13 protein-coding genes and 1 other RNA gene are annotated in these 12,826 nt (G+C 39.8%); 13 read left to right on the forward strand and 1 reads right to left on the reverse strand.

The window, feature by feature from the left end; all coding sequences use genetic code 11:
* Positions 1-37 precede the first annotated feature (37 nt).
* The 4 genes from ACZ9AO_RS08700 (at position 38) to ACZ9AO_RS08715 (ending at position 2,799) form a co-directional block, all read left to right on the forward strand.
* Positions 38-979 (forward strand): DUF2515 family protein, encoded by a 942-nt coding sequence (locus ACZ9AO_RS08700; protein WP_476108870.1) that lies wholly within the window; start codon positions 38-40, stop codon positions 977-979.
* A gap of 355 nt (positions 980-1,334) precedes the next feature.
* Positions 1,335-1,610 carry a hypothetical protein gene (locus tag ACZ9AO_RS08705; protein WP_134782115.1) on the forward strand — a complete coding sequence of 92 codons (276 nt, stop codon included), beginning with the start codon at positions 1,335-1,337 and terminating at the stop codon, positions 1,608-1,610.
* A gap of 69 nt (positions 1,611-1,679) precedes the next feature.
* A complete protein-coding gene (locus ACZ9AO_RS08710; protein WP_476108871.1) occupies positions 1,680-2,048 on the forward strand; it encodes a YppE family protein in 369 nt (122 codons plus the stop codon).
* A gap of 76 nt (positions 2,049-2,124) precedes the next feature.
* Complete coding sequence (locus ACZ9AO_RS08715) at positions 2,125-2,799, forward strand: YppG family protein (RefSeq protein ID WP_476108872.1); 675 nt, start codon at positions 2,125-2,127, stop codon at positions 2,797-2,799.
* Between the two features lie 70 nt (positions 2,800-2,869).
* On the opposite strand, the gene ACZ9AO_RS08720 is transcribed toward ACZ9AO_RS08715, so the two are convergent.
* The gene (locus ACZ9AO_RS08720; protein WP_048688374.1) at positions 2,870-3,322 is read right to left on the reverse strand and encodes an Hsp20/alpha crystallin family protein; all 453 of its coding nucleotides are present in this window, start codon (positions 3,320-3,322) and stop codon (positions 2,870-2,872) included.
* A gap of 141 nt (positions 3,323-3,463) precedes the next feature.
* Between ACZ9AO_RS08720 and ACZ9AO_RS08725 the strand changes: the two genes are divergently transcribed.
* From ACZ9AO_RS08725 to ACZ9AO_RS08765, 9 genes are all read left to right on the forward strand, one after another.
* Positions 3,464-4,225 carry an alpha/beta fold hydrolase gene (locus ACZ9AO_RS08725; RefSeq protein ID WP_476108873.1) on the forward strand — a complete coding sequence of 254 codons (762 nt, stop codon included), beginning with the start codon at positions 3,464-3,466 and terminating at the stop codon, positions 4,223-4,225.
* A 124-nt stretch (positions 4,226-4,349) separates the two neighbouring features.
* The gene (locus ACZ9AO_RS08730) at positions 4,350-6,626 is read left to right on the forward strand and encodes a DEAD/DEAH box helicase (RefSeq protein WP_323597724.1); all 2,277 of its coding nucleotides are present in this window, start codon (positions 4,350-4,352) and stop codon (positions 6,624-6,626) included.
* 36 nt (positions 6,627-6,662) lie between these two features.
* The gene (locus tag ACZ9AO_RS08735; protein ID WP_251540738.1) at positions 6,663-7,919 is read left to right on the forward strand and encodes a ribonuclease H-like domain-containing protein; all 1,257 of its coding nucleotides are present in this window, start codon (positions 6,663-6,665) and stop codon (positions 7,917-7,919) included.
* 452 nt (positions 7,920-8,371) lie between these two features.
* Positions 8,372-8,890, forward strand: a complete 519-nt coding sequence (locus ACZ9AO_RS08740; protein WP_476108874.1) for a CotD family spore coat protein — start codon at positions 8,372-8,374, stop codon at positions 8,888-8,890.
* Between the two features lie 66 nt (positions 8,891-8,956).
* Positions 8,957-9,508 (forward strand): SLOG family protein, encoded by a 552-nt coding sequence (locus ACZ9AO_RS08745; RefSeq protein ID WP_476108875.1) that lies wholly within the window; start codon positions 8,957-8,959, stop codon positions 9,506-9,508.
* A 198-nt stretch (positions 9,509-9,706) separates the two neighbouring features.
* Positions 9,707-10,018 carry a cell division regulator GpsB gene (gene gpsB / locus ACZ9AO_RS08750; protein WP_034307876.1) on the forward strand — a complete coding sequence of 104 codons (312 nt, stop codon included), beginning with the start codon at positions 9,707-9,709 and terminating at the stop codon, positions 10,016-10,018.
* Positions 10,019-10,098: 80 nt separating this feature from the next.
* Positions 10,099-10,488, forward strand: an RNA gene (gene rnpB / locus ACZ9AO_RS08755) — RNase P RNA component class B.
* Between the two features lie 621 nt (positions 10,489-11,109).
* On the forward strand, positions 11,110-12,258 hold the full coding sequence (locus ACZ9AO_RS08760; RefSeq protein ID WP_048688389.1) for a THUMP domain-containing class I SAM-dependent RNA methyltransferase: 1,149 nt from the start codon (positions 11,110-11,112) through the stop codon (positions 12,256-12,258).
* 193 nt (positions 12,259-12,451) lie between these two features.
* Complete coding sequence (locus ACZ9AO_RS08765; protein WP_034307871.1) at positions 12,452-12,652, forward strand: cold-shock protein; 201 nt, start codon at positions 12,452-12,454, stop codon at positions 12,650-12,652.
* Positions 12,653-12,826 lie beyond the last annotated feature (174 nt).

The raw sequence follows: 12,826 nt of genomic DNA on the forward strand, positions 1-12,826 counted from the left end.
ATGTCACAATTCATCGCTATAGAAAGGCTAGATGCGAATGTTAAAGACGGAAAAGCAGTTGCTCCAATCCATAAAAGCCCAAACTGTAAAAGGGAATAGGGATAATATATCAAGAACGAAAGCATATGAACAATATTTTAGAATCCATCCAGAAATACAATGGTCTTTTTTAGCCGGGATGGTTTCCAGGAATGCAGGCTGGAATATGTGTGATCTTGAAGGGATTTGGTTTTCCAATTTACTTGGCCTTAAATACAGGCGCCAATTATTCCTAACGTATGAAGAAGCCAACTGGAGAATATTCCAAGATGCATATCCGCAATTACTTCTCTATCATTATTCGACGAAATATGGACGTCCATTGTTTCACTTATGTCAGTATTTTTTTATTACCAAATTCATGAAGAACGAATGGTATTCCTTTTGGAAACATGGAAATCGTGAAAAATTAGTCACTGCGCTTATCATAAATGAACAAAACATCATTGAAGAACCGGTTATTAAAAAGCAATCCTTCGTTTTTCATTCTCTGTTATTTTTCCTGCAGGACTGGATGCATTTTAGCACTGTTCTATTTCCTACTTGCAATGGAGAACTGTATGGCTCGTCCGTTTCGCATTTTAGAAATATCGATAAAAGGATTGAATTGGGGAAAAGGTTGGCTGGGCTTTTATTTTCTGAAGATTTATTTCCACTATTTTATGAATTCTCCTGCAGGACTGAACCAACGGGTGCCAGATACGATTATGAACAATATCGAAAAAAGCCTAGGTACCATGAAACCCCGATGCTGAGAGGAGTATATCCATTGATTCATCATCAATCAGGGGAGACAGAGCAATGGGATATGAAAAAAAAGGTTAAAAAAAAATGGTTCATTGAACCCAAATGGGAAGAAGACCCGCATTTGACGGAATGGTATGATCATAAACAAAAACAGCTGCACACGGCAGCAATAATCAAAAATTGGATTTTATAATAGGAAACAGGGAAGGCGTCGATGAAGCCTTCCCTGTTTATCGTTCAGTATTTATTACTTACGTAGAGGGGCGGTTTTCTCCACTAAGTTTCGGGTTTCCCGTTCCTGCCTTTTTAGTGGGCGGCTTTTGTCGTTTTTCGTTTTTCTGCTGTCTGCTTTCATTCGACTGCATAAAATCACCTCCTGTCTGTATTCTTGTTTAAAACTTCATTCTTCATTCTGCCATTGTTGTCGAAGGGCATAATAAATTAAGTGAATTGCACTTTCTTTGCCGATTCGCTTCTAGTTTTGTCAGTCATGAAGGGCTTTCAGATAAAAAAAAGAATAGTACAGGTAAAGAATGGGAGGGATCAGCATGGTCAATAAAAGTGTCGCAACAGAAGAGATATTAAGGATGATAGCTGAGATCAGTACCAGCCTAGATCGTTTGGAAATTTCATATGGGGAAACTGTAAATACAGTGCGGTGTAAACTATGGGCGGAACAATATACATTAGTTAATGAAGCCCAGGAAGCCATTGAGAAAGCCGAGGATTATTGGGTGAATGCTGAAGGTGTGAACCACTCCTTTTCCATTGTTCCGGAAAAAACAATTATAAAACAAAAGGTTTTCACTGAATTGCACGTATAATCCGCAGGAATTTCATTTTATGAAGAACTGGATTATACTAAGGGAAACAAATGTACGGAGGAATATATTGTGCAAAAAGAAAAACTGCAGCTATTAACAGAACAATTGATTAAATATACAGACCAGGCAGATGATATTTATGAGGGTGTACGCCTGGAAGGAAAGGAAAAGGATTTCTTTTCGGAAGTAAAGCCGTTTGCAGATCAGGTCATGACCGTATGCATCGAATGGGAAACCGGAATGAAGGAGTGGATGAAAGAAACCGAATTTAGGCATCTTTTCCCCGAGCAAATCGAACAAACCGCCCATAACCTTTCTGATGTGGCCGTTCAGGCATTTTTTCTTAAAACAAGTTATAAGCGATTTAAAAGCCATGTCCAGTCGATCGAATTCATCCTTAATAATGTAAAAACGGAAATCGATCGGATTTTATCATAAAAACACCTACACTTTATTCCTTCTTTTTTCATATATTATCAGAACCATGTAATGAAAAAGAGGAGGGCTCATTGACATGATGAGATCCGGTTATAACCAAATCTCCCCAAATCAAGGACAGTTTCCTCAATCAATGCCGGAAAATTGGGGAGGATACCAACAGCCAATGCCGTATCCTCCGCCAAATGATCATAATCTTGAACAACCATTTATGTATCCATATCATCACCAGGATACAGGGGGCTATGTGACGCCATATCATGATCCTTTTCAGCAGGCAGCATATCACCCATTTCAACCAGTCCCGCAGCAGGCGATGCCTGTGGGAGCTTATCCGGGCAACAGTGTTATGCAGCCAATGGCACAAATGCAGCCAATGGCACAAATGCAGCCAATGGCACAAATGCAGCCAATGGCACAAATGCAGCCAATGGCACAAATGCAGCCAATGACACAAATGCAGTCAATCCAGTCCAATCTTCATCCGCAAGCTTTTAGTCCGTTCGCAAATCCGTTACAGCCAGCTAAAAGACCTCCGCAAAGCCAGCAGCAGGCTCATAATCCATATCCAAAGCAGCAGTTCATGCAAAAACCCCAGCCATCGGGTTTCAAATCGGTCATGAATCAATTTAAAACACAAGATGGCTCCATGGATATAACGAAAATGATGAATACAGCTGGACAAATGATGAATACAGTTTCCCAAGTATCTTCAATGGTCAAAGGAGTAGGGGGCTTCTTCAAAGCATAGATGGTGAATAAAAGAAAAAAGCAGACTTACAAGTGACCAGCCACTTTTTTAAGTCTGCTTTTATTCATGCCTAATGGATTTCAATCCGATTCCCCCTGATTTTGGGTAGGTGAAGCGTGAGGATGCCATCGCGATGTCGAGCGGTCACATTTGCTTCATCAATCGGTTTTGGAAAGGAAATGGTTCTTGAAAAAGTACCGGCTGAAACTTCCTTTTGGAACAATCCTTGATTTTTATGCTTTCTATCTACATGCTTTGCAGATATGGTTACGGCATGGGCCAGTACATCAATTGATATTTGGCTGCGTGGAATTCCGGGCAAGGTGGCAGTAAGGGTATATTCTGAATGCGTTTCGTGAATATCAACCGGAAAGCTGCGTTCTTTCGCCGAACCGAAGAAATCGTCAAGAGATTTCAACATGCCTTTAGGAGGCCTTTCGGAAAACAGCCGATCCATTTTGTTAATGAAATGGGAAAAGGGTTCTATTCGATTCCGATTATTATTTTTTTCAGAAGAGGTCATCACGGTGCTCCTTTCTAAAAAATTCCTTTGCCTATAAGCTATGTGAGGAATGAAGAAATGTGAATGGACTGTTGGGTTTCAGATTCAGGTCCAAAGGGAATAACGGTACTGAATGATTAATAAAGGAAATGAGGGATTAATATGACAGATAGCAAGCTTTCCTACATAGATACCGGGAAAGGAAAGGAAACATTGTTGTTTATCCATGGATTTTGCGGAAGCCATGAATATTGGAGTGACATCATTGCTGGATTAAAGGAAGAATACCGGGTAATTGCCGTTGATTTACGGGGACATGGTGCAAGTGAGGAAATAGGGGAATCTTTCTCGATTGAAGATATGGCAGCTGATATTGCATCATTTTTGGAAGAACTGGAAATCGGACAGGTATATATGTTTGGTCATTCGCTAGGGGGCTATATCACCTTGGCATTCGCAGAAAGGTTTCCTGGGAAATTGTCTGGTTTTTCATTGGTACATTCCACCGCTTTCCCGGATGATGAGACTGGAAAGACGGGACGCTTAAAATCAGTCGAGAAAATCGAAAGTGAGGGAATCCCTGCGTTCATTGACGGACTTATACCAAAGCTTTTCGCTAATTCCGATGATCCCAATATTGACCATACAAAGGAAATCGGATATAAAACAAGTGAAATTGGTGCGATAGGGTCTTTACATGCCATGAGGAACAGAATAGACAGAAATCATGTTCTCAAAGATACGAAGTTGCCTGTCCTTTTGGTTGCAGGTGAACAGGATAAGGTGATTCCCGTTGAAAAAACCTTTTCTGTAAAAGGGAGCCATATCAATGAAGTAATACTTAAGGGCAGCGGCCATATGGGAATGTTGGAATCTCCAGGCAGACTAATCGAAGAAATCATTCGCTTTGTCGAGAAAAATTAAATAAAAAAAATGACCGGGCTGGAAACGAGATGTGGACGTTTCCAGCTTTTTTTTTTTGAATAGGAAATAGTTTCCCTTTTGCATAGAACGTTCATTCGGTAGAATAGGAGTATGAGGTGGTTAAATGAAACTGCGAAAAAATTTATTAGAAGTCATCAAGGATCTAAAAACAAATGAAGATTTTAAAGATAATATAGTACATTGGCAAGTAATTGAAGCAAAAGAGGCAAAACATGTTCCTTTTCCCGATGCAATGAATGATAAGATCAAGCATGCTCTTGAAATACGGGGGATAAATGGGTTGTATACCCATCAGGCATCTGCATTTGATACTGCTGTCAGCGGCAATAGCCTTGTAGCGGTCACACCTACAGCTTCTGGTAAAACATTATGCTATAATTTGCCGGTCCTTCAAAAAATACTGGAAGATGAAAAAACCAGGGCGCTTTATATTTTTCCGACAAAAGCACTGAGCTATGATCAAAAAAGCGAATTGAATGAAATGATCCATGAAATGGATGCTGAAATAAATAGTTATACATATGACGGGGACACACCTTCAAATATCAGGCAAAAAATCCGCCAGGCCGGACATATCGTGATCACCAATCCTGATATGCTCCATTCAGGAATCCTGCCCCATCATACGAAATGGGTCTCTTTATTTGAAAACTTGAAGTATGTGGTCATCGATGAACTTCATATTTACCGCGGCGTTTTCGGAAGTCATACAGCCAACGTCATTAGAAGGTTAAAAAGGATTTGCAATTTTTATGGAAGTGACCCTGTATTCATCTGTACTTCCGCAACGATCAATAACCCAAAAGAGTTAGCAGAAGAGCTTACGGAAAAACAAATGGTCCTTATCGATAATAACGGAGCCCCGAGTGGGAAAAAGCATTTTGTGTTTTACAATCCCCCAATAGTCAATAAACCGCTGAACATACGCAGGAGTGCGGTTTTGGAAGTCAGGAAACTGGCAAATGAATTTTTGAAAAATAAAATTCAAACCATCGTTTTTGCACGAAGCAGGGTTCGTGTGGAAATTCTATTGACATATTTACAGGAACTTGTGTCAAAGCAATTGGGGCCAAAATCAATCAGGGGCTATCGCGGCGGATATCTGCCAACACAGCGTAGGGAAATTGAACAAGGCCTCAGGGATGGTTCCATTTATGGAGTGGTATCCACAAATGCACTTGAGTTGGGTGTCGATATAGGCCAGCTTCAGGTATGCATAATGACTGGTTACCCGGGATCCATATCGAGTGCCTGGCAACAGGCGGGACGGGCAGGAAGAAGACATGGTGAAGCATTGATCATCATGGTTGGCAGTTCCAGTGCCCTTGATCAATATATCGTACAGCATCCCGATTATTTCTTTACCAGAAATCCAGAAACGGCAAGAATCAATCCGGATAATCTTTTGATCCTGGTTGATCATGTGAAATGTGCAGCATATGAGCTGCCATTTAAAAAAGGCGATACATTTGGGAAAACAGAGATTATGGACGTTCTTGAATTCCTTACAGAAGAAAGGGTCTTGCACTTGAATGGGGACAAATGGCATTGGATGAATGATGCTTTTCCCGCAAGCAATATCAGCCTGCGTTCAGCGGCACAGGAAAATGTCGTGATCATCGACCAAACGAATGCACCGGTTAATCGGGTCATCGGGGAAATGGATACGTTCAGTGCAATGACCCTTCTCCACGATGAAGCCATTTATTTGCACCAGGGAATTCAATTTCAGGTGGAAGAACTTGATTGGGATGAAAAGAAAGCTTATGTACGAGAAGTCAATGTGGACTATTATACGGATGCTAACCTTGCTGTCCAGTTGTCTGTATTGGAAGTCGATAAACAGCGATCTTTCGCTTCCACAGCAGCTGCTTTTGGTGATGTCGCAATCCGGGCAATGCCTACGATCTTCAAGAAAATCAAATTCGAAACTCATGAAAATATTGGGTCAGGACCAATCAGTCTTCCGGAGATGGAGCTGCATACGAGTTCGGCCATGCTTTCCATGGATTCTGATATATTCAATTGGGACGAAAATCGAATAGAACAAGGAATGATAGGAGCCTCCCATGCTCTAAATTACATGATTCCGCTATATGTTATGTGCGATCCGCATGATATCCATGTGTATCCGCAGGTTAAGGCAGCGCATAATGAAAAACCGACCATTTTCATCTATGATAGTTATCCGGGTGGCATAGGGTTAAGTGATAAAGTATATGAAAACTCTGAAGTCATCCTGATGGAAACAATATCAATGATCGAGAATTGCACTTGTGAAAGCGGCTGTCCCTCCTGTATCGGAACGGAATCCGCAACGAAAACAGCCAAGAGTGATGCCAAACAATTATTAGGTCAATTTTGTAAGCAAAAACATTAATAGATTACAGTGATCCGTGAAAAGAGGTGTAATTTCATGTCTTTAAAAAATAAACTAAACCGTATGAAAACCCATATGAACCTAGAGAAACATACTTCTCCTATAGAAGTAATTGAACAGAAAGAGAATGAAGAAATTCCTTACTTTGAAAAGTGGCTGGAGAACGATACCGTTTCCTTTCATTTCGATGGTGACTATTGTTTCATTAGGGAAGTCCGCTACCCTATAAATCACAAACACGGCTTATATGCATTTTCCGAGCTGAAAAAGGTCGTAAAAGAGTGGAATCAAGCTTCATTGGAGCATCCACTCTCCGCCAAGGGTGTTAAAAGTGAAGATCTGTTTTTCTTCGATACGGAAACGACAGGGCTTGGAGGCGGAGCGGGCAATACCATTTTTTTACTTGGCTATGCGTATTTAGAAGGTGAAGAAGTTGTCGTGAAGCAACATATCCTTCCGCAGCCTGGAAGTGAAATCCCGCTTTATCAAAGCTTTCTGGAAAACATCAATTACGAAACCCTTGTCACATATAATGGTAAATCCTTTGATTGGCCTCAGCTAAAAACAAGACATACCTTGATAAAAGAACATGTACCAAAACTACCGGAGTTCGGACATTTCGATTTGTATCATGCTTCAAGACGCCTTTGGAGAAACAAATTGGAGCGAGTGAAATTATCTGCGGTCGAAACAGATATTCTAGGTGTACATAGAGAGGGTGATATTCCTGGATATTTGGCGCCGATGATATATTTTGATTTTGTTGAGAGGAAGAATCCGGAAATTCTGTTTGGAATCATGAAGCATAATGAATGGGATATCTTATCACTGATCACATTGTATATTCATTTGTCCCGAAAAATCCTCCAAATCGATGGATATACGGAAGAGTCCATGGAGATTGCACGATGGCTCGATTATTTGGGAAAAAAAGAGGAGTCAGTTGAGACATATCAAAAAATATTGGAAGCGGGAAGTGAGGAAGATCGGATAATGGCTGGTCATGCCTTAGCTTTCCAGAAAAAGAAGCTAAAACAATTCAATGAAGCTTTGGAGATTTGGAAGGAAGTTGCCTTAAAAGGGAATGTACAAATAAGGATACAGGCACAGATTGAATGTGCAAAATTATACGAACATCAATTTAAGGAAGTCGGTCATGCTCTAAAATGTTCAATAATCGCCCATCAAGAGATGGTAAGAGAAGGGATCACTCAGGGAAAAAAACAATTGGAATTGGAAAAGAGGATTCGGCGGCTCGAAAGGAAAGAAGATTCAAAGGATATTTCTGTATAAAATAAAGGAATGAGAATGGTCTTTTAGTGCAAAAGGCTGAAAATAAAAAATATGTATACAATTATTGTAGCCTTCAACTATTGTGTGTAAAATGGAAAGAGTTGAGGGTGAAATTCCAAGCGTTCATTTCATACCTTTACATCAAATAAAATTAAGGTGAAAGCGGAGCGGAGAAATGTATAAAACGACTTTATTTCTATTTTTTGTTGTCCTTTGTTTAACGATTGTTTTATTTACTTCATTAAAAGACAGTCTCTATTCCTTTTTGTAGAAAATTACCCTCTATATTTGAAGAGATAGCATTCATATAATAGTGTACTTATCGACAGCCATACATCGTTTTATACTTATTCTGTATAATTAGGTCATTTCATCAGTACACGTATCCCCTTTTTTTCATAGTCTGTAATGGTAAGACTAAACTTATCATGATGAAAGGGGACGTATTATAAATGTATTTTCGTAATTGTGGAGGAAATAAACCCCATGTTATGGGAGCATCCAACAATGTTATGGGAACATCCAATGTAATGGGCGCATCCAACAATGTAATGGGCGCATCCAACAATGTAATGGGCGCACACAACAATGTAATGGGCGCACACAACAATGTAATGGGCGCATCAACCGGTAAAAAAAATTCCAACGTAATGGGAGCGTCTGACGTAATGGGAGCCTATAGTCCAATGGCTGTGTCTCCAGCGCAATATGGTCCAACACAAACATCTCCATCTCAAGTTGCCCCAGCGCAAGTCTCTCCAACACAGCAATATGTCAATACGAATGTATCGAACACAGTGATTCCTGTCGTTCATCCATCACATACTACAAATGTCAATAAACATGTGAACACGTTTAAGCATTATTTCCCGCATACTCAATCCGTTGTGAACGAGTGCTATAATCAACACTTGATCTGTGGAAGGCCGCCGCATAACCCAGGCTGTCCGCCTAGGCATTTTGGATACTAAAAAATAAGGGCTTATTAAGCCCTTGTTTTCTTACATAATCATGTTAAAAGGGAGATTGACTATGCAATGAAGGTTTTGTATATGACCGGCTACAAAGCTTTTGAATTCGGGATATTTAAAAATGACCATGAAGCCGTAAAATATATAAAGAAAGCGATGAAACAGCGTCTCCTGCCATTGGTGGAAGATGGGCTGGAATGGGTGATCATCTCAGGTCAGTTGGGTACGGAACTATGGGGTGCAGAAGTGGTTTTCGAATTACAGGAAGAATTTCATCAGCTTAAATTAGGTGTGCTTACTCCTTTCCTGAAACAGGAAGAGTCATGGAATGAAACGAATCAAGAGTTTTACCGATCCATATTGGCCCGTGCCGATTTTGTTGAATCGATTTTTAACAAACCATATGAAGGGCCCGAACAGCTTAAAATCAAAAATAGGTATATGGTCCATAAAAGCGATGCCATGCTCATCATTTTCGAAGCCGAAAAAGAAGGATCAGCCCGATATCCTTATTTCGAAGCGATGAAAAAAGCTGAAACACAGTCATACCCCATCTTTCAGATAAACTTTGATGATTTGCAATCGGCTGCGGAAGAAGCGAGCTGGTCCGAAGAATGAGAGAAAATAATTATGGATTAAAAGTTGTTTCTAAAGCATAATCATATTATTATGAAATTTAGATACAGTTTTAATGGGAATACATACCGTTCACTGAAACAGTAAGATACAAAAAGGTGTTTCGTTGACAAACCCAAGCAGATTTGAAAAAATAATAAAAAGTCGATTGTATTGGCGAAAGTATTGAGGTGAAGTCTTATGCTATCCGATAAGATAAAATTAACGGCTAAAGATATTCTTGAAAAAGATTTTAAAACAGCCATGCGCGGGTATAAACCTGAAGATGTGGATCAATTCCTGGATCTGATCATTAAAGATTATGAAGTGTTCCATCAGGAAATTGAAGATCTTAAACAAGAAAATCTTAAATTGAAAAAACAAGCCGACGAGAGTACAAAACGTCCAAATCAACCTGCTCCAAGTGCCACCCCGGGAACCACTAACTTTGACATCCTTAAACGGTTATCCAACTTGGAAAAGCACGTTTTTGGTAACAAGCTTTTTGATTGAGGTTTTGCTTTGTAAAAGTAAAAATTATTTTGGTATTGTGTTTTCATGAATAATGGAGTATAATCAATTATGTTATGTTAACGTTTGGGTAATTGCTGCTGCATTTATGCAGTAGAGGAAAGTCCATGCTCGCACGGACTGCGATGTCCGTAGTGTTCGTGCCTGGCGAAAAAATAAGCTTGGGCAGCAATCTTGGATTGCTGACGGCTGGGAAAATGCCTAAGTCCTTTTGGATATGGCATGAATACCTATAAAAGTGCCACAGTGACGTAGCCTTTACAGAAATGTAAAGGGTGGAACGAGGTAAACCCCACGAGCGAGAAACCCAAATTAATGGTAGGGGCGCTTTCTTCCTTGGAAATGAACGAGGAGAAGGACAGGAGCACATGCTTCTGTAGATAGATGATTACCGCCGAAGTACGAGACGCGAGTCGCTTGCAGTACTGAGGAACAAAACATGGCTTACAAAACGTTATCATATTACACCAAAAGCAAAACTCTCCTTTTAAAAGGAGAGTTTTTGTTTATGGAGATTGCCCTAATATAAAAAGATTGGGCATTTCCTTTTATTTTTCGTTTTCGGAAACTCCGCTGTGTTAAACTAAGAACTTGGCAAGTTTTTCATTCCATTCGAAAAGTGTCCAGCGGAAAGAAAATGGCTTGAATGAAGACTTCGGAAACGTTTTTAAAAATAGTGTTGGAATGTTAAGCATTTCCTTGATTCTGGGTATCCTATTTATAAAGGTTCCTTAACTCTTCTGTTAGCCCTAAAAATGAAGGTGGATTATGGATGGGAACCATACATAATTGGTTTGGATGATTTCAAGCATATAATTGGAGCGATTATCTTAAGGTGCAGTGATAATAGAGTAAAGCTTTTATTTCACGGTAATCCATAGATGTTCCCGCTATATGATCATGATAGTAGCTAGGCCAACAATGAAGAATTCTAACGACAAGATAAAAGGCGGTGGACCTTTTAAATAAGGTTTACATGTAAAAAATCAATGCCTGCTTCTAAAATACATAAATGAAGAAATTCGTGAAAAGGTGCCATTGATTTGGATTAATGGAAAGAAGGTGCAGAATTAATGAAACAATTCGATATTATCGCAACATCAGCAATGGGATTGGAATCAATTGTTGCCAAGGAGGTTCGGGATCTTGGTTACGATTGTCAAGTCGAAAATGGTAAAATCACGTATAAAGGTGATCAATCCGCCATTGCCCGCTCTAATTTATGGTTGCGCACTGCTGATAGGGTGAAAATTAAAGTCGCGGAATTTAAAGCATATTCATTTGATGAGTTGTTTGAAAAAACAAAGGCATTGAATTGGGAAGATTACTTATCGGCCGATGTCGAGTTTCCCGTGAGTGGAAAATCCGTTAAGTCAAAGCTTTACAGTGTCCCTGATTGTCAGGCAATTGTCAAAAAGGCAATTGTTGATAGATTGAAAAGTAAATACAAGCAAGTGTCTTGGTTTGCCGAGACTGGTCCTTTGTTTAAAATTGAAGTATCTATTTTAAAAGATGTTGTGACACTTACCATAGACACTTCAGGTGCAGGTTTGCATAAACGGGGATATCGAACCGGGCAGGGGGAGGCACCTCTTAAAGAAACATTGGCGGCTGCGTTAATCATGCTGACCAATTGGAAAGCGGATAAACCTTTCATAGATCCATTTTGTGGATCTGGAACGATTCCCATCGAGGCGGCCTTAATTGGTCAGAACATAGCACCGGGGTTTAATAGGGAATTCGTATCAGAAACTTGGTCATGGATGGACAGCAAGGTTTGGGATGAAGCACGGATCGAGGCTGAAGATTTAGCCGATTATGATCAGTACTTGGACATAACCGGTTGTGATATTGACCATCGAATGGTCGATATAGCTAAAGCTAATAGTTTTGAAGCCGGTCTTGGTGATCTGATTGAATTCAAACAAATGCAGGTGAGGGATATCTCGACCAGGAAAGAGTATGGTGTCATTGTCGGGAACCCGCCTTATGGAGAACGCCTTGGTGAGAAAAAAGCGGTTGAGCAGATGTATAGGGAAATGGGCCAAGCCTTCAAGAAGCTTGATACATGGTCAGTATACATGATTACCTCCAACCCTGACTTCGAACAGCATTATGGTAAGCCTGCAACGAAAAAAAGGAAATTGTTCAATGGTTTCATCCGTGCTGACCTTTATCAATATTGGGGGAAAAGGCCGCCAAGACAGCCTCAAGGTGAATAAGTAGGTAGAATATAACGGAGGATTTTGCTAGTCAGGACGATTTATTCATAATAGGTTCCAGTCTTGCTTATCATTTCCTTTTCTGTTATTCTAATAATGAATTATTTTTGTTCAGATTTAAGGAATACCTTAATATTCTTTTGAGCAAGGATAGTAATATAATGTGTGGAGAACACACTAGGAGGCAACAAAAATGGAACAAGGTAAAGTAAAATGGTTTAACGCAGAAAAAGGTTTTGGATTCATCGAACGTGAAGGTGGAGACGATGTATTCGTACATTTCTCAGCTATCCAAGGCGAAGGTTTCAAAACTCTTGAAGAAGGCCAAGACGTTACATTTGATGTAGAACAAGGTCAACGTGGACCACAAGCATCAAACGTAAACAAAGCTTAATTCAACCCTATATTATTTACAGACAGGCTCTCTTTTGGAGCCTGTCTTTTATTTTACGAATGGGGCAACCAGGCAGCATGCATAGAAAAAACATACATAATACGTTTCATTTTCTAATGGTTGGTAAATATCTTGACTATTAATGTGAAATAAAGGATAATATACTTTTGCCTA

The sequence above is a fragment of the Peribacillus sp. TE19612 genome, from assembly GCF_056279465.1.

What these genes read in the sequence shown, in the direction of transcription:
- gpsB (WP_034307876.1), top strand. Translation starts at nt 9,707, where the DNA reads ATGCTATCCGATAAGATAAAATTAACGGCTAAAGATATTCTTGAAAAA.
- ACZ9AO_RS08760 (WP_048688389.1), top strand. Translation starts at nt 11,110, where the DNA reads ATGAAACAATTCGATATTATCGCAACATCAGCAATGGGATTGGAATCA.
- ACZ9AO_RS08720 (WP_048688374.1), bottom strand. Translation starts at nt 3,322, where the DNA reads ATGACCTCTTCTGAAAAAAATAATAATCGGAATCGAATAGAACCCTTT.
- ACZ9AO_RS08730 (WP_323597724.1), top strand. Translation starts at nt 4,350, where the DNA reads ATGAAACTGCGAAAAAATTTATTAGAAGTCATCAAGGATCTAAAAACA.
- ACZ9AO_RS08705 (WP_134782115.1), top strand. Translation starts at nt 1,335, where the DNA reads ATGGTCAATAAAAGTGTCGCAACAGAAGAGATATTAAGGATGATAGCT.
- ACZ9AO_RS08745 (WP_476108875.1), top strand. Translation starts at nt 8,957, where the DNA reads ATGAAGGTTTTGTATATGACCGGCTACAAAGCTTTTGAATTCGGGATA.
- ACZ9AO_RS08700 (WP_476108870.1), top strand. Translation starts at nt 38, where the DNA reads ATGTTAAAGACGGAAAAGCAGTTGCTCCAATCCATAAAAGCCCAAACT.
- ACZ9AO_RS08715 (WP_476108872.1), top strand. Translation starts at nt 2,125, where the DNA reads ATGATGAGATCCGGTTATAACCAAATCTCCCCAAATCAAGGACAGTTT.
- ACZ9AO_RS08735 (WP_251540738.1), top strand. Translation starts at nt 6,663, where the DNA reads ATGTCTTTAAAAAATAAACTAAACCGTATGAAAACCCATATGAACCTA.
- ACZ9AO_RS08740 (WP_476108874.1), top strand. Translation starts at nt 8,372, where the DNA reads ATGTATTTTCGTAATTGTGGAGGAAATAAACCCCATGTTATGGGAGCA.
- ACZ9AO_RS08725 (WP_476108873.1), top strand. Translation starts at nt 3,464, where the DNA reads ATGACAGATAGCAAGCTTTCCTACATAGATACCGGGAAAGGAAAGGAA.
- ACZ9AO_RS08765 (WP_034307871.1), top strand. Translation starts at nt 12,452, where the DNA reads ATGGAACAAGGTAAAGTAAAATGGTTTAACGCAGAAAAAGGTTTTGGA.